Source organism: Micromonospora sp. NPDC005197 (genome assembly GCF_040608295.1).
Classification (GTDB): Bacteria; Actinomycetota; Actinomycetes; order Mycobacteriales; family Micromonosporaceae; genus Micromonospora.
Genome location: NZ_JBEXHY010000111.1, coordinates 1 through 16,830, shown reverse-complemented (window position 1 = coordinate 16,830; position 16,830 = coordinate 1). Strand labels below are relative to the sequence as shown.

20 protein-coding genes are annotated in these 16,830 nt (G+C 73.3%); 9 read left to right on the top strand and 11 right to left on the bottom strand.

The window, feature by feature from the left end; all coding sequences use genetic code 11:
- Positions 1–96 precede the first annotated feature (96 nt).
- From ABZU46_RS25625 to ABZU46_RS25615, 3 genes are all read right to left on the bottom strand, one after another.
- Positions 97–864: a hypothetical protein gene (locus ABZU46_RS25625; protein ID WP_354861717.1), complete on the bottom strand. Its 768-nt coding sequence runs from the start codon at positions 862–864 to the stop codon at positions 97–99.
- Between the two features lie 180 nt (positions 865–1,044).
- Positions 1,045–2,151 (bottom strand): SPFH domain-containing protein, encoded by a 1,107-nt coding sequence (locus ABZU46_RS25620; RefSeq protein WP_354861715.1) that lies wholly within the window; start codon positions 2,149–2,151, stop codon positions 1,045–1,047.
- A gap of 5 nt (positions 2,152–2,156) precedes the next feature.
- A complete protein-coding gene (locus ABZU46_RS25615; RefSeq protein ID WP_354861713.1) occupies positions 2,157–2,630 on the bottom strand; it encodes an NfeD family protein in 474 nt (157 codons plus the stop codon).
- Between the two features lie 121 nt (positions 2,631–2,751).
- Between ABZU46_RS25615 and ABZU46_RS25610 the strand changes: the two genes are divergently transcribed.
- Positions 2,752–4,065 carry a serine hydrolase domain-containing protein gene (locus ABZU46_RS25610; RefSeq protein ID WP_354861711.1) on the top strand — a complete coding sequence of 438 codons (1,314 nt, stop codon included), beginning with the start codon at positions 2,752–2,754 and terminating at the stop codon, positions 4,063–4,065.
- A 43-nt stretch (positions 4,066–4,108) separates the two neighbouring features.
- Here ABZU46_RS25610 and ABZU46_RS25605 read toward each other — a convergent pair whose 3' ends face one another.
- Complete coding sequence (locus tag ABZU46_RS25605; RefSeq protein ID WP_354861710.1) at positions 4,109–4,921, bottom strand: DUF3097 domain-containing protein; 813 nt, start codon at positions 4,919–4,921, stop codon at positions 4,109–4,111.
- Between the two features lie 258 nt (positions 4,922–5,179).
- Here ABZU46_RS25605 and ABZU46_RS25600 point away from each other — a divergent pair, with 258 nt between their 5' ends.
- Positions 5,180–5,974 (top strand): hypothetical protein, encoded by a 795-nt coding sequence (locus ABZU46_RS25600; RefSeq protein WP_039908695.1) that lies wholly within the window; start codon positions 5,180–5,182, stop codon positions 5,972–5,974.
- Positions 5,975–6,098: 124 nt separating this feature from the next.
- Here ABZU46_RS25600 and ABZU46_RS25595 read toward each other — a convergent pair whose 3' ends face one another.
- The 4 genes from ABZU46_RS25595 to fabG all read right to left on the bottom strand — a co-directional run bounded on the left by ABZU46_RS25595 (position 6,099) and on the right by fabG (position 9,530).
- Positions 6,099–6,878 carry an HAD-IIA family hydrolase gene (locus ABZU46_RS25595; protein ID WP_354861708.1) on the bottom strand — a complete coding sequence of 260 codons (780 nt, stop codon included), beginning with the start codon at positions 6,876–6,878 and terminating at the stop codon, positions 6,099–6,101.
- Positions 6,871–7,923, bottom strand: a complete 1,053-nt coding sequence (locus tag ABZU46_RS25590; protein WP_354861706.1) for a ferrochelatase — start codon at positions 7,921–7,923, stop codon at positions 6,871–6,873. Before ABZU46_RS25590 ends, ABZU46_RS25595 begins: the two co-directional genes overlap by 8 nt.
- 100 nt (positions 7,924–8,023) lie before the next feature.
- Positions 8,024–8,791 carry an enoyl-ACP reductase FabI gene (fabI, locus tag ABZU46_RS25585; protein WP_354861704.1) on the bottom strand — a complete coding sequence of 256 codons (768 nt, stop codon included), beginning with the start codon at positions 8,789–8,791 and terminating at the stop codon, positions 8,024–8,026.
- Positions 8,792–8,825: 34 nt separating this feature from the next.
- Positions 8,826–9,530, bottom strand: a complete 705-nt coding sequence (fabG, locus tag ABZU46_RS25580; RefSeq protein ID WP_354861702.1) for a 3-oxoacyl-ACP reductase FabG — start codon at positions 9,528–9,530, stop codon at positions 8,826–8,828.
- A gap of 155 nt (positions 9,531–9,685) precedes the next feature.
- Here fabG and ABZU46_RS25575 point away from each other — a divergent pair, with 155 nt between their 5' ends.
- The 4 genes from ABZU46_RS25575 (at position 9,686) to ABZU46_RS25560 (ending at position 12,256) form a co-directional block, all read left to right on the top strand.
- Complete coding sequence (locus tag ABZU46_RS25575; protein ID WP_354861701.1) at positions 9,686–10,915, top strand: histidine kinase; 1,230 nt, start codon at positions 9,686–9,688, stop codon at positions 10,913–10,915.
- A complete protein-coding gene (locus ABZU46_RS25570; protein ID WP_354861699.1) occupies positions 10,912–11,574 on the top strand; it encodes a response regulator transcription factor in 663 nt (220 codons plus the stop codon). The genes ABZU46_RS25575 and ABZU46_RS25570 overlap by 4 nt, the downstream gene beginning before the upstream one ends.
- 58 nt (positions 11,575–11,632) lie before the next feature.
- Positions 11,633–11,974 (top strand): hypothetical protein, encoded by a 342-nt coding sequence (locus tag ABZU46_RS25565; protein ID WP_354861698.1) that lies wholly within the window; start codon positions 11,633–11,635, stop codon positions 11,972–11,974.
- Between the two features lie 126 nt (positions 11,975–12,100).
- Complete coding sequence (locus ABZU46_RS25560; RefSeq protein WP_354861697.1) at positions 12,101–12,256, top strand: hypothetical protein; 156 nt, start codon at positions 12,101–12,103, stop codon at positions 12,254–12,256.
- Between the two features lie 75 nt (positions 12,257–12,331).
- Here ABZU46_RS25560 and ABZU46_RS25555 read toward each other — a convergent pair whose 3' ends face one another.
- From ABZU46_RS25555 to ABZU46_RS25545, 3 genes are read right to left on the bottom strand one after another with little or no spacing between them, the layout of a single operon-like run.
- Positions 12,332–13,282, bottom strand: a complete 951-nt coding sequence (locus ABZU46_RS25555) for a VWA domain-containing protein (RefSeq protein ID WP_354861695.1) — start codon at positions 13,280–13,282, stop codon at positions 12,332–12,334.
- Complete coding sequence (locus ABZU46_RS25550) at positions 13,279–14,274, bottom strand: DUF58 domain-containing protein (RefSeq protein ID WP_354861721.1); 996 nt, start codon at positions 14,272–14,274, stop codon at positions 13,279–13,281. Before ABZU46_RS25550 ends, ABZU46_RS25555 begins: the two co-directional genes overlap by 4 nt.
- Positions 14,253–15,359 (bottom strand): MoxR family ATPase, encoded by a 1,107-nt coding sequence (locus ABZU46_RS25545; RefSeq protein WP_354861694.1) that lies wholly within the window; start codon positions 15,357–15,359, stop codon positions 14,253–14,255. The genes ABZU46_RS25550 and ABZU46_RS25545 overlap by 22 nt, the downstream gene beginning before the upstream one ends.
- A gap of 240 nt (positions 15,360–15,599) precedes the next feature.
- On the opposite strand from ABZU46_RS25545, the gene ABZU46_RS25540 reads away from it, so the two are divergent.
- From ABZU46_RS25540 to ABZU46_RS25530, 3 genes are all read left to right on the top strand, one after another.
- The gene (locus ABZU46_RS25540) at positions 15,600–15,830 is read left to right on the top strand and encodes a hypothetical protein (protein WP_354861692.1); all 231 of its coding nucleotides are present in this window, start codon (positions 15,600–15,602) and stop codon (positions 15,828–15,830) included.
- Positions 15,827–15,961: a hypothetical protein gene (locus ABZU46_RS25535; protein ID WP_354861690.1), complete on the top strand. Its 135-nt coding sequence runs from the start codon at positions 15,827–15,829 to the stop codon at positions 15,959–15,961. The genes ABZU46_RS25540 and ABZU46_RS25535 overlap by 4 nt, the downstream gene beginning before the upstream one ends.
- Before the next feature lie 233 nt (positions 15,962–16,194).
- Positions 16,195–16,734 carry a PH domain-containing protein gene (locus tag ABZU46_RS25530; protein ID WP_354861719.1) on the top strand — a complete coding sequence of 180 codons (540 nt, stop codon included), beginning with the start codon at positions 16,195–16,197 and terminating at the stop codon, positions 16,732–16,734.
- The last annotated feature ends 96 nt before the right edge of the window (positions 16,735–16,830 follow it).

Below are 16,830 nucleotides of genomic sequence, written 5' to 3'. Positions count from 1 at the left end.
TGATGTTGTTAAGTTGTTTTTTCTGCACCTACCGCGCGGGTCGAACAAAATAAACTTCATGATCAACGGCAGCGGGAGGACGCCCGCGCGGGCGCTTCAGGGGTTTGGGGTGCTCAGGCTGGCGTTGGCGGCGTCTCGGGCGGTTTCGCGGGGCATCAGGCGGCCGGAGCGGTAGCCGATGCCGATGCCGGCGATCAGCACGAAGATCGCGCCGAACGTCTGTAGCGAGCCGATCAGGGCACCTCCCAGGCCGAGCAGCGGTGCGGCGATGATCAGCATGATTCCGTCGCCGAGGCTGAAGGTGCCCGAGCGGGCCACCGCCCACCCGGTGAGGAACCAGCCCACGCTGTAGAACGTCGCGCCGAGCAGAACCAGCGAGCGCGCGGTGGTGCCGAAGACCGGCGTCTGCTCTTCGAGCCCGGCGAAGGGCAGCATCAGCACGGTTCCGGCGATGCTGATCAGCAGGCCGGCGGCGGCCACCCGGCGGCTGCGCGTGGCGGCCAGCAGGCCCGTGAGGGCCAGGAGCGCGAGCAGGCCGAGCCAGACCGCGGCCACCCAGCCGATCAGATACACGGCCCGGCCGTCGGCCGGATAGGGGTCGTTGCCCACCCCGCCGTCGCTGGCCATCGCCACCGCGCCGTAGAGAATGGCGTACGCGGGCAGCAGCCACACCGCGGCCCGCGCGAACCGGCGTACCGACCAGGCCCAGCTGGCATTCGTGGCCGGGGCGCCCGGGGTCGGCTCGCCCACGAAGGGCAGTACGCCGAATCCTCCACCGGTGCTCCGGGAGCCCAGTGGGGCGACCGGGTCGTGCGCGCCGGGCACCGGGGCCGAGGACCACATCCGATTCGCCGGATCCTTCATGCGTCACCTCGCTCGTCCGCGAGCGGTGCGAGACGCGCCGGGGCGCCCCGATTGCCTGGTCACCACCCGTCCTAGGACCGATCGTGGCAGGCATCGGAGCGCCCCATGAGCACTTTTCGCATTAAGGCCGTGGGCCGGAGCCTCCGTTCGAGGCTCGCCCTGTCCGGCCGACGTGCCGGATCAGCCGCGCTCGCGCTGGTCGGCCGGGTCCTCGGTCAGGCTGGCCGGGGTGACCGGCTCCGGCGCGGGCAACCCCTGCGGCTTGTTGCCGCCGGTGGCCTGCGCCTCGGCGACGCGTACCTCGTCGTGGATCTGCTGAGCGGCGTCCGCCGCGGCCTGCGCCGCCTCCGCGGCCTCCCGCTCCACCTGGCTCGCGTGGTCGGCGGCCTCCGGCGCGGGAAGGTCCCCGACCATCTGGCTCAGCCCACCGAGCGCGCCACCCATCCCCTCCAGGGCCTTGGTCAGCTCGGCCGGGATGATCCAGACCTTGTTGGCGCTGCCCTGGGCGATCTGCGGCAGAGCCTGCAGGTACTGGTAGGCGAGCACCTTCTGGCTCGGGTTTGCCTGGTGGATCGCGTCGAAGACCGTCCGGATCGCCTTCGCCTGACCTTCGGCCTGCAGGATCCGGGCCTGCCGGTCACCGTCGGCCCGCAACACCGCCGACTGCTTGTCACCCTCGGCGGTGAGGATCACCGACTGCTTGTGGCCCTCGGCGGTCAGGATCGCCGCACGGCGGTCCCGCTCGGCGCGCATCTGCTTCTCCATCGAGTCGCGGATGCTGGCCGGCGGCTCGATCGCCTTGATCTCGACCCGGGTCACCTTGATGCCCCACCGGCCGGTGGTCTCGTCGAGCACGCCCGAGAGGTGCCGGTTGATCTCGTCCCGGCTGGTCAGTGCCCGCTCCAGGTCCAGGGAACCGATCACGTTACGCAACGTGGTGACTGTCAACTGCTCGATGGCCTGGAGGAAGCTGGAGATCTCGTAGGTCGCCCGGACCGAGTCGACCACCTTGAAGTACAGAACCGTGTCGATCGAGACCACCAGGTTGTCCGAGGTGATCACCGGCTGCGGCGGGAAGCTGACCACCTGCTCCCGCATGTCGACCTTGGTGCGAACCGCGTCGATGAACGGCACCAGCAGGTTGAGGCCGGGATTGAGGGTGCGCTTGTACTTGCCGAGTCGTTCCACCACGTCCTGGCGCTGCTGCGGCACGATCCGCACCGCCTTGGCCAGCGTTATCACGGCGATCAACGCCACCGCGATCACCAGCACCCCGACTGTTGTCATCCCGTTCACCCTCTCGCTTCCGGCAAGTCGCCGGCGGAAGAAACATCGTCCTGCCAGACCAGGGCGGTCGCGCCCCGGACCTTAATCACCCGAACCCGCTCGCCGGGCTCGAAAGTCTGCGTCGTGTCGTACGGCCGGGCACTCCACAGCTCCCCGTCGATCTTGACGAGGCCACTGTCGGCGTCCACCCGCTCCAGCACCAGCGCCGTGGAGCCCTCGATCGCCTCCACGCCGAACGGCTGTTCGCCGCTCTCCAGCGCCGAACGGCGGTGCCGCTTGATCACCGGTCGCGCCACCACCAGGCTCAACGCGGACACCACCGCGAAGACCAGGGCCTGCACGGCCACCGGCGCACCCAGAGCGGCGGCACCGGCGGCGGCGAAGGCGCCGAGCCCGAACATGATGAGAAAGAGGGTCGTCGTGAAGATCTCGGCGACCGCCAGCACCACACCCAAAACGATCCACACCACGGCGTCCACACCACGATCCTGACACGCAAACGCACGCGCGACCTCCCCCCGAAGATCAGTAGGCTCGACCAGGCCCCTTTCCGGCCCGCCGAAACGCCACCGACCAGCGGCCCGACCCCAGGAGATCCCCTTGACGCTGCTGCCCGAGACCGCCCGGCAGATCGACGCCCGGGTCGCGCAGGCCCAGGCCGACGGCCACACCCCGTCGCTGGTGCTGGGCGTGGTGTGCGACGGCACGCTGGCGCACCTGGCCACCGCCGGCGCGCACCCCCGCCCGGACGCCGACCTGCAGTACCGGTTGGGCTCGATCAGCAAGACCATGACCGCGACCCTGATCATGCAGTTGCGCGACGCGGGCCGGCTCGCCGTCGACGACCCGGTGGAGCGCCACCTGCCGGGCACCGGCGTCGGCGCGCTCACCCTGCGTCAGCTGCTCGCGCACGCCAGCGGCATCCAGCGCGAACCCGAGGGCGACTGGTGGGAACGGGCCGCCGGCGTGGACCTCACCACCCTGCTCGCCGGGGTCACCCCCGACAAGGTCGCCTACCCGCCGCACCTCACCTACCACTACTCCAACCTGGCGTACGGGTTGCTCGGCGGCGTCCTCGAACGACTCACCGGGACGCCCTGGGCCGACCTGCTCAACGAGCGGATCCTCACCCCGCTGGGCCTGCGCCGCACCACGTACGCGGCCAGCGAGCCGTTCGCCCGTGGCTACGTCGTGCACCCCTGGCACGACACCCTGCGCGAGGAGCCGCGTACCGACACCGGGGCGATGGCCCCGGCCGGGCAGCTCTGGTCGACGATCGAGGACCTGGGCCGCTGGGCGGCGTTCCTGGCCGACCCCGACCCGTCGGTGCTGGCCGCCGAGACGCTTACCGAGATGTGCTCGCCCGTGGTGATCAGTGACCTGGAGGCCTGGACCCACGGGCACGGCCTCGGGGTGGAGCTCCACCGGGAAGGCGACCGGGTGTACGTCGGACACGGCGGCTCCATGCCCGGCTACGTCGCCTCGCTGGCCGTGCACCGGCCCAGCCGCACCGCGGTCGTCGGCTTCGCCAACTCCTACGGTTTCCGTACCGGCCACATCGGCGGGCTGGGCCGGCAACTGCTCACGCTGGTGCTGGACGCCGAACCCGCCCCGGTCACCCCGTGGCTGCCGGCCACCGCCCCGCCGCCGGCCGAACTCGCCGAGCTGACCGGCCGCTGGTGGTGGATGGGCACCACCATCGAGGTGTACGCGGACGCCGCCGGCGACCTGCACGCCGGCCCGGTCGGCGCACCGAACCTCCGGTTCGTTCCCGAGGGCCCGGACCGCTGGCGGGATCGGGCCGGTGGGCAGGACGGCGAAATCCTCACGGTGCGCCGCGACGGACAGGGCCGCGCGGTCGCGCTGGACATCGCCACCTTCGTCTACACCCGCAGCCCCGACCAGGAGCCCTGAGAACCGCCCGCCCGTCGCCCCGGCACGCCGCCGGGGCGTCGGGTCAGGCTGGCTCGGTGACGAAGTCGATGAGGCGTTCCATGGCGTTGATCAGGGGGGTCTCCACGTCGGCGAAGCTGTTCACCCGGGACAGGATGTGCCGCCACATGTCGGCCGGCTCGGCCACCCCGAGGGCCGCGCAGACCCCCTCCTTCCACGGCTGCCCCGGCGGCACGACCGGCCACGCCGCGATACCCAGCGCCGCCGGTTTGACCGCCTGCCAGACGTCCACGTACGGGTGGCCGGTCACCAGCACGTACGACGAGTTGACCCGGGCCACGATGCGGCTCTCCTTGCTGCCCGGCACCAGGTGGTCGACGAGCACGCCGAGTCGTCGGGTCGGGCCGGGGCCGAAGTCGCGTACGTCGGCGTCCAGGTCGTCGATGCCGTCCAACGGCTCGACCACCACGCCCTCGATCCGCAGGTCGTCGCCCCAGATCCGCTCGATGAGGGCAGCGTCGTGGATGCCCTCCACCCAGATCCGACTGGCCTTGGCCACCTGGGCGCGAACATTGTCCACCGCCACCGAACCGGACGCCGTACGTCGGCGGGCCGCCGGCACCGGCGCGCGGCTCGGGCGGCGCAACGTCACCGGGCGGCCGTCGAGCAGGAACGCCGCGGGCAGCAGCGGGAAGTTGCGCCGCCGGCCGTGCCGGTCCTCCAGCACGACCGCGCCGGCCTCGAAGCCCACCACCGCACCGCAGAACCCGGAGTCGGCGTCCTCCACCACGAGATCCGGTTCGGCATCCACCTCGGGGGTGACCTTCCGCCGCCGCCAGTCCCCCGCCAGCACGTCCTCGCCGTATCGCCCCGCCATGTCGATCACGCTAACGCCCCCACCAGCACCCCGCCCCCCGACACACCGCGCCACCCCATCGAGGTCTGCGGCTGCGCCAGCGCTCAGGGAGGTACGCGGGACGGGGTCGCAGCGCCGCGCCCCGGCGGCTGACGGTCAACCGCGGATCAGCGGGCCGCGCTGCGGGCGCGGATCGGGCGAAGGGGGCAGTTCGGGGCAGGAAGGGCGGCCGGAGCGGCAGTCGAGACACGGCCACCGATGACCACGTACCCTTTCGGCATGTCCACCCCCGCAACGGGCGCGGCCACGCTTGCGCCGCGCCGGTCGAGCCGGTTCGTTGCCTGGGTGCGCGCGTGGCGCGCCGGGCTGGTGCCGTACGACGAGGTCGCCGACGCCATCGCCGGTGACGAGGAGCACCTCGTTGCGGACGCCCCCGGCACCTGGACCGACGTCCCGCTCGGCGCCGCGCTGCCCACCCTGGCCAAGCTCTCCCCCGACGAGATCCGTCTGGTGCTGCCCGCGCCGGGCGACCCACGGGGTCTGCCCGGTCCCGGGGACTTCGCCGGGGCGGCCCTGGTGGCGGGCGAGGCGGTGGTGGCCGGTGGGCTGGGTCTGATCCCGCAGGTGCGCAGCCACACGTCCGGCTCGGGGGACTGTTTCGAGACGGTGCTGTGGCGGGTGTACCCGCTGCCGGCCAACGCCCCGGCCGCCTCGCTGTCGCTGCCCGGCGCCGCCGAGGCGGAGGCCGAGCTGGCCGCCGCGCTGGCCGAGACCACCGCCGCGCTGACCCGGCTCGACGTGGCCCAGTGGCGGCCCGAGTTGGCCGGAGCGCTGGCCGCGCTGCGCCGCCCGGACGGCGCCACCGACCTGCCACCCGGCTTCGACCCGCGGGCCCGCCGGCTCTTCGCCCGGGCCGCGGTGCTCGACCGGGTGCTCGCGCTGGCCGGGCACGCCGCCCCCGGTGGCGCGATCAACAACTACGAGGCCCAGCAGCGCGACGCCGCGCTGCGCCCGCTCACCACGGCCTGCCGGCAGGCGCTGGTCGCCGCCTGCAACGCCCCGCTACGCCCCTGACCCACGCCGCCCGCGATCACGCCCGCGCCGGGCATGATCGCGCTCGATCCAGGATGTCATGGCCTCCGGCGCGCGCGTGACCACCACATCCATGTTCGAGCGCGATCATCAGCGCGCCGCGCGGTCAGACCTCGTCGAGCAGGTCGGCCACCGAGTTGATGATCCGGGACGGTCGGTACGGGTAGCGCTCCGCCTCGGTACGGCTGCTGATGCCGGTGAGCACCAGGATGGTCTCCAGCCCGGCCTCCAGACCACAGAGGATGTCGGTGTCCATCCGGTCGCCGATCATCGCGGTGGTCTCCGAGTGCGCGTTGATGGTGTTCAGCGCGGAGCGCATCATCATCGGATTGGGCTTGCCGACGAAGTACGGCTCCACCCCGGTCGCCTTGGAGATCATGGCGGCGACCGAGCCGGCCGCGGGCAGCGCGCCCTCCACCGACGGGCCGGTCACGTCGGGGTTGGTGCAGATGAACCGGGCCCCGTCGTTGATCAGCCGCACCGCCTTGGTGATCGCCTCGAAGCTGTAGGTGCGGGTCTCGCCGAGCACCACGTAGTCCGGGGCGAAGTCGGTGAGCACGTAGCCGACCGCGTGCAGCGCGGTGGTCAGGCCGGCCTCCCCGATGACGTACGCGGTGCCACCCGGCCGCTGGTCGGCGAGGAACTGGCCGGTGGCCAGGGCCGAAGACCAGATCGACTCCTCCGGCACGTCCAGACCCATCCGGCTCAACCGGGCCGTGAGGTCCCGCGGGGTGTAGATCGAGTTGTTGGTCAGCACCAGGAACGGCTTGCCGGAGGCGCGCAGCCGGTTGACGAACTCCGGTGCGCCGGGCACCGGCTGGCCCTCGTGCACCAGCACGCCGTCCATGTCGGTGAGCCAGCTCTGCACGGGCTTGCGGTCATGCATCGGTGCTCCCAGCGGGCGTCGGACGGCGGGTCGGTACGCAGCACACGGTCGGGCAGGTGTCCCACATCGGCAGCTCGCCGAGGCGACGACGCAGCTGCGCGCCGTCCGGGTCGGTCCGCTCGGTGACCAGCTCCCGGACCATGGTCACGAAGCGCGGGTCGGTGCCCGGGGTGCCGGCCCGGACGAAGTCCAGGCCGAGTTGCTTGGCCGTCTCCAGCGCCTCGGTGTCGAGGTCCCACACGACTTCCAGGTGGTCGGAGACGAACCCGATCGGGCTGACCACCACGCTGGTGGTGCCACCCTCGGCGAGGGTGCCCAGGTGGTCGTTGATGTCCGGGTCCAGCCACGGCACGTGCGGGGGGCCCGAACGGCTCTGCCAGACCAGGTCGTACGCCAGGTCGGGGGCGGCGGCAGCGGCCACCAGCGCGGCGGCCTCCCGCAGTTGCGCCTCGTACCGGCCGCCGTGCGGGCCGGCGTTGGCCGCCATCGAGGTGGGGATGGAGTGGGCGGTGAACACCAGCCGGGTGGTGTCCCGCAACGCCTGGTCGAGCTGGCCCAGCGCGGCACGGACGGCGTCGATGTGCGGCTCGATGAAACCGGGGTGGTCCCAGAACTGGCGGATCTTCTCGATCACCGGGGCGTCCGGGCCGACGGCGGCGCGGGCGGCGGCGATGTCCTCCTGGTACTGCCGGCAGGACGAGTAGCCGCCGTACGCGCTGGTGACGAAGGCCAGCGCCCGGGTCACCCCGTCGTCGCGCATCTGCGTCACGGTGTCGGCGAGCATCGGGTCCCAGTTGCGGTTGCCCCAGTAGATGGGCAGGTCGAGGCCGTGCGCGGCGAAGTCGGCCCGGACGGCGGCCAGCAGCTCGCGGTTCTGCTGGTTGATCGGGGACACCCCGCCGAAGTGCTGGTAGTGCTCGGCGACCTCGGCCAGCCGCTCGGGCGGCACGCCTCGGCCGCGGGTCACGTTCTGCAGGAACGGCATCACGTCCTCGGGCCGTTCGGGCCCGCCGAAGGACACCAGCACCACCGCGTCGTACGCCATGGGGCCATTCTCGCCCCTCGGCCGCGACGGCCCGGCGACGCCCCCTGGTCCGGACGCGTAGATCACGCGGACGGCGACCAGGGAGCGTCGCGGAGCAGTGTCAGGAACCGACGGCGTGGTAGCCGCCGTCGACGTGGACGATCTCGCCGGTGGTGGCCGGGAACCAGTCGGAGAGCAGCGCCAGGCAGGCCCGGGCGGCCGGCTCCTGGTCGGTGAGGCTCCAGCCCAGCGGAGCCCGCCCGGCCCAGGCCTCCTCGAACTGGTCGAAGCCGGGGATCGACTTCGCGGCGATGGTACGCAGCGGCCCGGCGGCCACCAGGTTGCTGCGGATGCCCTGCTTGCCCAGGTGCATGGCGAGGTAGCGGGACGCGGACTCCAGGCCGGCCTTGGCCACGCCCATCCAGTCGTAGACCGGCCACGCCTTCGTCGCGTCGAAGGTCAGGCCGACCACCGCGCCGCCGGCCGACATCAGCGGCAGCGCCGCCATGGCCAGCGACTTGTACGAGTAGGTGGAGACGTGCAGGGCGGTCGCCACGTCCTCCCAGGGGGCGTCGAGGAAGCCGCCGCCGAGGCAGCTCTGCGGGGCGAAGCCGATCGAGTGCACGACGCCGTCGAGACCGTCGACGTGCTCCCGTACCCGGTCGGCGAGGCTGGCCAGGTGCTCGGTGTTGGTCACGTCGACCTCGATCACCGGCGCGGGCTCGGGCAGCCGCTTGGCGATCCGCTCGACCAGGGAGAGCCGTCCGAAGCCGGTCAGCACGACCTGCGCGCCGTTCTCCTGGGCGAGTTTCGCCACCGAGAAGGCGATCGAAGCCTCGGTGATCACACCGGTGACGAGCAGCCGCTTACCGGCGAGCAGTCCGGACATGCAGGGTTTCCTCCGTACGTAGTCGAAGCGCTGGTCAGTGGCCCATGCCGAGGCCGCCGTCGACCGGGATCACGGCGCCGGAGACGTACCCGGCGCTGTCCGAGGCCAGCCAGGTGACCACGGCGGCCACCTCGTCCGGGCTGGCCATCCGGCCGGCCGGGATGGACTTGCGGATCTCCGCCTTGCGGTCGTCGCTGAGGCTGGCGGTCATGTCGGTGTCGATGAAGCCGGGCGCCACCACGTTCGCGGTGATGTTGCGGCTGCCCAGCTCCCGGGTGATCGAGCGGGCCACGCCGACCAGGCCGGCCTTGCTGGCGGCGTAGTTGACCTGACCCGCGCCGCCGGAGAGACCCACCACCGAGGAGATGAAGATCATCCGGCCCCACTTGGCCCGCAGCATCTTGCCGGAGGCCCGCTTGGCGACCCGGAACGCGCCGGTGAGGTTGGTGTCCAGCACACCGGTGAACTGCTCCTCGGACATCCGCAGCAGCAGGGTGTCGTCGGTCATGCCGGCGTTGGCGACAACCACCTCGACCGGACCCAGCTCGGCCTCGACGGCGGTGAACGCGGCGTCGATCGAGGCCGCGTCGGTGACGTCGGCGCGCACGCCGAACAGCCCGTCGGGGGCATCGCCGCTGCGGTGGGTGACCGCCACCCGATCGCCCTGCTTGGCGAAGGCCTGCGCGATGGCCAGGCCGATCCCCCGGTTACCCCCGGTCACCAGCACGGTACGGGCCACGGTTCCCCCTTGCGAATGGTCAGCACGGACGCGTCGGAGCCTAGGCGTTACCGGCAGGTAAGCGCTAACGGGAGCCGCGTCACACCGTGGTACGACACCGGGATCAACCCCTGGTGGCACGCCCCGTGATGGGCTCTGCCCGTAGCCTCCGGGTGGTGAACCGGCAACCGATCGCCGTGGCCCTGCGGGCGTTGCGGCAGACCCTGTGGGGCCCGGACGCCCCGCCCGGTCGACCGCTGCTGGCCCGCTGGCCCCGGCTCGCCCGACCCGCCGCCCCGGTCGGGCTGCTCGCCGCGCTCGGCCTCTTCTGGATCACGCTCACCGTGGAGAGCAACTGGGGTCTGCCGGTTCCGATCGCGGTGCTGTTCGCGGCGCTGACCGTGGCGCCGCTGCTGGCGCTGCCCCGGCGTCCGCTGCTGGCCTGGCGGCTCACGGTGCTGGCCCTGCTGGTGTGCACGTTCAACGCGCCGGCCGACCTGCCCGGACCGTGGACGCCGCCGCTGGCGCTCGGCTCGGTCGCGGTGGTCGCGGTGGTCGTCGCGCGGGTCGACCGGCCGGTGCTGGCCTGGGTGGTGGCGATCACCGCGGTGCCGGTACTCACCCTGGTGCACGCCCAGAACCGGGCCGCCGTCCTGGCGCTGCTCGGCGCGCTGGCGATCGTCGGTGACCTGATCCGGCGCAACCGGCTGTCCCGGCGGGCGCTCGCCGCGCAGACCGAGCTGAGCGAGCGGGAGCAGGAGCGCCGCGCGGTGCTGGAGGAGCGCACCCGGATCGCCCGCGAACTGCACGACGTGGTGGCCCACCACATGTCGCTGATCGCGGTACAGGCCGAGACCGCGCCGTACCGGCTGACCGACGTGCCGGCGCCGGCCGCCGCCGAATTCGCCGCCATCGCCGGCTCGGCCCGCGACGCGCTGACCGACATGCGGCGGCTGCTGGGGGTGCTGCGCAGCGAGGCCACCGGTCCGCAGACCGCTCCGCAGCCCGACCTGACCGACCTGGGCCCGATGGTGGACGCGGCCCGTCGCGCCGGGCTGCCGGTGACCCTGGACGTCGACCCGCTGGGCGACGGGCGGGTGCCCGCGCCGGTCGGGCTGGCCGCGTACCGCATCGTGCAGGAGGGGCTGGCGAACGCGGCCCGGCACGCGGCCGGCGCCGCGGTGCGCGTCACCGTCCGCGCCCGCCAATCCGGTCTGGGAGTACGCGTCGAGAACTCCCCGACCGACGCCCGACCGACCGCCGACGGCAGCCCGGGGCACGGGCTGACCGGCATGCGGGAGCGGGCCACCTCACTGGGCGGTACGTTCACCGCCGGGCTGCTGCCCGACGGCGGTTACGCGGTGGCGGCCGAACTGCCGTACGAGCCGGAGAGCGGAGACGCATGATCAAGGTGCTGATCGCCGACGACCAGGCGATGGTCCGGCAGGGCTTCGGCGCGTTGCTCGCCGCCCAGCCGGACCTGCTCGTGGTGGGTGACGCCGCCGACGGCGCGCAGGCCGTCGCCGCCGCCCGCCGGCTCGACCCGGACGTGGTGCTGATGGACGTGCGGATGCCGGTCATGGACGGGCTGGAGGCCACCCGCAAGCTGCTGGGCGACCGCTCGGCGCAGCGCCCCCGGGTACTCATCCTCACGACGTTCGACCTGGACGACTACGTGTACGAGGCGCTGCGGGCCGGCGCCAGCGGCTTCCTGCTCAAGGACGCGCCGGCGGCCGACCTGGTGCAGGCGGTGCGGGTGGTGGCGGCCGGGGACGCGCTGCTCGCCCCGGCGGTGACCCGCCGACTGATCGCCGAGTTCGCGGCCCGCCCGGACCGCCGCCGACCCCGCCCCACCGACCTGGCCGGGCTCACGCCCCGCGAGACCGAGGTGCTGCGGTTGATCGCCCGGGGGCGCAACAACGCGGAGATTGCCGGTGACCTGGTGGTGGCGGAGCAGACCGTGAAGACGCACGTGGGGCGGATCCTGGCCAAGCTGGGGCTGCGCGACCGGGCCCAGGCCGTGGTGCTGGCGTACGAGACGGGTCTGGTCGCCGCCGGCGAGTAGTCCCCCGGAGCCAGCCGGGAAACGGCTCCCCGGGGCGACGCCCGCGACCCGTGTCACGGTGACGGCGCTCACCGCCCGGGGTGGCCTGGCCCTGCCCGGGCTGCACACCGCGCCGGACGGTCCGGCGTGGGTGCTGGCCCGGTTCTGCTGGCTGCCCCTGCTCGCCGCGGTGCTGGTCACCGTCGTGCGTACGGGCCGTCGACACGGGTCGGCGGACCGCCCGGACCGGGGGCGTCGGCCGGGCGGTGGAGCGGTTGCCGACCGGTCGGCCGAGTGCGTGCCGGCGCCGGCTCAGGTGTACGCTCATCGACGTTCCGGCCCGGCCGACTTGCAGGAGGTGATCGCTGTGCGAGATAGCGATCCTCCTAGTCGTGGCCGGGCCGATGGTCAGCCCCGCTGAGCCACGACTCAGTCTGGCGAGCTGACCCCGCTCCGCTCCCCCACCGCCTCGGCTGACGCCGGGGCGCGCGTGCCGCGCCGTCCGGTCACCGGACGGTCGCCGGGAGCCGCCCGGTCACGACTTCGTGTGCGCGTCCCCACCCCCTGCGGTCCGCCCCCCGCACGCGGACCGTCCAGCCGCCACTCGGAGCCGTCCATGAGCCGCTACGTCGCCCCGCTGGGCTTCACCCTCGCCGCCGTCTGGGTGGCCGTCGTCTTCGTCCTGGCCGGCGGCGGTCACTGACCACCGCCGGCCCGTTCTCTTTGCTGGCCGTTCGCTGCCTGTCTCTTCCCTGGTCGCCCGCTGCCCTGGCCGCCCTCAGAGCATCCGCGACGACCAGAGCAGGCTGAGCGCGCCGGCGCAGAGCGCCAGCAGCAGCGCCAACCCCGCGTACCACTGGGTCACCTCGCGCGGCTCGGTGCGGAACCCGATCGAGCTGCCCATGTCCTGGTAGACCTGCTTCAGCTCGCTCACCGAGGCCGCCTCGTAGAAGTAGCCCTCGGTGGTCTCGGCCAACTCCGCGAGGGCGAGCCGGTCCACCGGTACCCGCTGGAGCTGCCCACCGATGTCGACCTGACCGGTGTCGGTGCCGAACGCGATGGTGGAGACCGGCACGTTGGCCGCCTGCGCGGCAGCCGCCGCCTCCTCCACCGACCGGCCGGAGGTGCGGAACCCGTCCGACAGCAGCACGATCCGCGCCGGTGGGATACCCGCCGCGCCGTCGGCCGGCACCGACCGGATCGCCTCCAGGCAGGTGAACACCGCCTCGCCCGTCGCGGTCGCCTCGGCCAGCACCAGCCCGTCGATCGCGGCGGTCACCGCGTCCCGGTCCTTGCCCGGCGGGACCAGCACGTTGGCCGCCTTGGCGAACGAGACGAGACCCAGGTTGTAGCTCTCCGGTAGCTCGCCCACGAACTGCTTTGCCGCCTCCTGCGCGGCCTCCAGCCGGTTCGGCGCCACGTCGTCGGCCTGCATGGACAGCGACACGTCGATGGCGAGCATCACCGTGGCCCGCTCCAGCGGCTCCTTGGTGTCCACCGCCGGACGGGCCAGCGCCGTGGCGAGCACCAGCAGGCAGAGCAGGAACGCGGTCGCCGGCACGTGCCGCCGCCAGCCCAGACCCTTCGGCGCGACGGTCCGCAGCAGGTCCACGTTGGTGAACCGCATCGCGTACGCCCGGCGGTGCAGCTGCCGCCAGATGTAGAACGCGGCGAGGGCGAGCACCGGCAGCACGGCCAGCAGCCACCACGGTTGCAGAAAACGGATCATCGTGTCGTCCCCCGGGTGCGGGCGTGCCGCTGCGCGGCCACGAAACGCACCATGTCCAGCAGCCAGTCTCGGTCGGTACGCAGACGCAGGTGGGCCGCGCCGGCGCCACGCAGCGCGGCGGCGATCGTGGCCCGTTGGGCGGCGGCGGCCTCGGCGTAGCGCTGCCGCAGCCGCGGGTCGGCGGTCTGCACCTCGTGCAGCTCACCGCTCTCCGGGTCGACCACCGGCAGCACCCCCACGTCGGGCAACTCCAGCTCGCGCGGGTCCACCACCTCGATCGCCAGCACGTCGTGCCGGACGCGCAGCTTGCGCATCGGCCGGGCCCACTGCTCGGTCGGCGCCAGGAAGTCCGAGACCACCACGGCCACCCCGCGCCGCCGGGGCGGGCGGTTGAGCATGTCGACCAGCGCGCCCAGATCGCCCCGGCCGGGCTGGATCGCGGTGCCGGCGACGGCCCGCAGCAGGCCCTGCGCCTCCTTGCGGCCGGAGCGGGCCGGCAGTCGGGTGAGCACCCCCGGCCCGGCCGGCGGCGGGCCACCGCGCCATCGTCGCGCCGGTGCGGACGCGCCGCCACCGGTGCCGATCACCGCGCCGATCCGGTTGCCGCCGCGCACGGTCAGATGGGTGATGGCGGCAGCGGCGGCCACCACCACCTCCCGCTTGAGCCACTGCCCGGTGCCGAAGTCCAGGCTGGCCGAGAGGTCCAGGGCCAGCCACGTCTCCAACTCCCGGTCCGCGACCGTGCGCCGCACGTGCGGGGTCGTGGTCCGCGCGGTCACCGGCCAGTCCATCCGGCGTACGTCGTCACCGGGGCGGTACTCCCGCGACTCGCCCGCCTCGCTGCCCGGCCCCGGGAGCAGGCCGGCGTAGTCACCCTGGAGCAGACCATCGAGCTTGCGGGTGACCAGCAACTGGAGTCGGGACAGCACGGCCTCGCTGCGGTCGGGGGCGGGACGAGGGGTGGGTGAGGTCACGGCCGCTGCCCGGGCCAGCCGGCGCCCGGCGGCGGGGTACTCGGCGGCGGGGTGGCCTGCTGTCGGGGCGCGACGGCCGGGAGCGGGATGGTCGACATCACCCGGTGCACGATGTGGTCGGCCGGCACGTCGTCGGCGAGCGCGTCGTAGCTGAGCACCAGCCGGTGGCGCAGGATGTCCGGGGCGATGTCCTGCACGTCCTGCGGCAGGGCGTAGTCGCGCCCGCGCAGCAGCGCCAGCGCGCGGGTGGCCCGGACCAGACCGAGCGAGGCGCGCGGGCTGGCCCCGTACTGGATCAGCTGGGCGACGTCCGGCATGCCGTGCTCGGCGGGTGCGCGGGTGGCCAGCACCAGGCGCACCGCGTAGTCGACCAGCGCGTTGTGCACGAAGACCTGGTCGGCCTTGCGTTGCAGGGCGATCAGCTCGGGGGTGTCGAAGACCGCCGTCGGCTCCGGGGCGGTCACGCCCATCCGGTAGACGATCTCCCGCTCCTCGGCGTCGGTCGGGTAGCCCACGACGATCTTCATGAGGAACCGGTCCCGCTGCGCCTCCGGCAGCGGGTAGACGCCCTCCTGCTCGATCGGGTTCTGGGTGGCCATCACCAGGAACGGATCGGGCACCCGGTGGCTCTCCCCGCCGATCGACACCTGGCGCTCGCTCATGACCTCCAGCAGCGCCGACTGCACCTTGGCCGGAGCGCGGTTGATCTCGTCGGCGAGCAGGAAGTTGACGAAGACCGGGCCCAGCTCGACGTCGAACTTCTCGCTCGACTGCCGGTAGATCCGGGTGCCCATGATGTCGGCCGGCACCAGGTCCGGGGTGAACTGCACCCGGGCGAAGGACCCGCCGACGACCTTGGCGAGGGTCTCCACGGCCAGGGTCTTGGCCACGCCGGGCACGCCTTCGAGCAGGCAGTGACCCCGGGCGAGCAGCGCGACGAACATCCGCTCGACCATCCGGTCCTGCCCGACGATCACCCGTTTGATCTCGAAGAGCGCCTTCTCCAGCAGGCTGGCGTCCTGCGCGGGCGTGGTCACCGGTGCGGGTGTGTCCGGTGCCGTCCCGTTCGGCGTCGGGGCGTCGGGCGTGGTCGGCTGGGCCACCGGTCCTCCACAGCGTTGGTCGGTCGTCGCGGCTGGTGCGGTATCAAGCCTCGCACGCCTTCCTGAGTGCCGAGGTGGGGAGAAGCCGATTTTCGCCGCGGGCGTCCAATGCCCGAATCGCGTGTCACGGGTGGACAGGGACCGGCCCGCCGTGTGTACGATTCACCCCGTCGCCGGGCGGCTCCCCCCGTGGCCGCCCGGCGCTCAAGCTTTCCGTCCGGCCGCCCTAGACTGGCCCGGATGAGCCTCCCCTCCCCTGCCGACGAGCCCCTGGTCTGCTCGGCCCGGGGCTGCCGCGCCCCCGCCGTCTGGGCGCTGGAGTGGAACAATCCGCGCCTGCACACCGCCGATCGGCGCAAGACCTGGCTGGCCTGCGCCGAGCACCGCGGCAGTCTCGGCGAATTCCTGAACGTTCGCGGCTTCCTTCGTGCCGTCACTCCGGTGCCCGGATCGCCTACCCTCGACACGTGAGCGAGCGCAGCGAGCGACCGATGAGGCACGGCAGCGGGGCGCTCCGCGCCGCCGACGGGCAGGGCGAGGCGGCGGCACACGGCGCACGGATCGTGCGGCGTCGCGGCGTGCGGAACGGCGCCCGCCGGTGAGCGCGGAGGACCGCGTCGACCGCCCGACCTCCCCCGACCCCACCTCCCCGGCCAGTCCGCCGCCGCCCGGCGTCGCGCCGCCACCCGGCGCGTTCCCGGCGCCCGGCACACTCGGCCCGGACCCTTCCCCACCGGACGTGTCGTGGCCGGCCCCGCTGCCGCCGAGCGCCCTGCCCCCGTCCGGCGGGTACGACGCCGCATCGCCCCCGTCCGACCTGCCGTCGCCTGGTCTCCTGCCGTCGGGCACGGGCCCGGTGACCCACTCCGGTCCGCAGTCGTCGGGGCGAGGGCCGCTGGAGCCCTGGCCGGACACCGTCCGGTGGCAGCCGATCTCCACCAACCTGATCTGGGTGGAGCTGATCCGGCTCGCGGTCGTGGTGGCCATCGGCCTGGCGGTGACCGCGATCGGCTGGGCGCTGAGCGGCCACTGGCTGTTCGGGCTCGCCCTCGCCCTCGTGGTGGTGCTCGGCGCGTGGCGGGCCACGGCCATCGTCCGCGCGGTCCGCGTCTGGGGCTACGCCGAGCGCGACGACGACCTGCTGGTACGGCACGGGCTGCTGGTCCGGCGGTTGTCCATCGTCCCGTACTCCCGCATGCAGTTCGTCGACGTGAGCGCCGGTCCGCTGGAGCGTGCCTTCGACCTGGCCACGGTGCAGCTGCACACGGCGGCGGCCGCCAGTGACGCGCGGGTGCCGGGGCTGCGTCCGGCGGAGGCGTCCCGACTGCGCGACCGGCTCACCGCGCTGGGCGAGGACCGGGCGGAGGGGCTGTGACCGCCCGCGCGGGTGACCGTCGGCACCGCCGAGAGCCGGCCCGATGAGCGACGGTCCCGCCGAGCCGGACACCCGGCCTCCGCTGCCCGCCGGCAG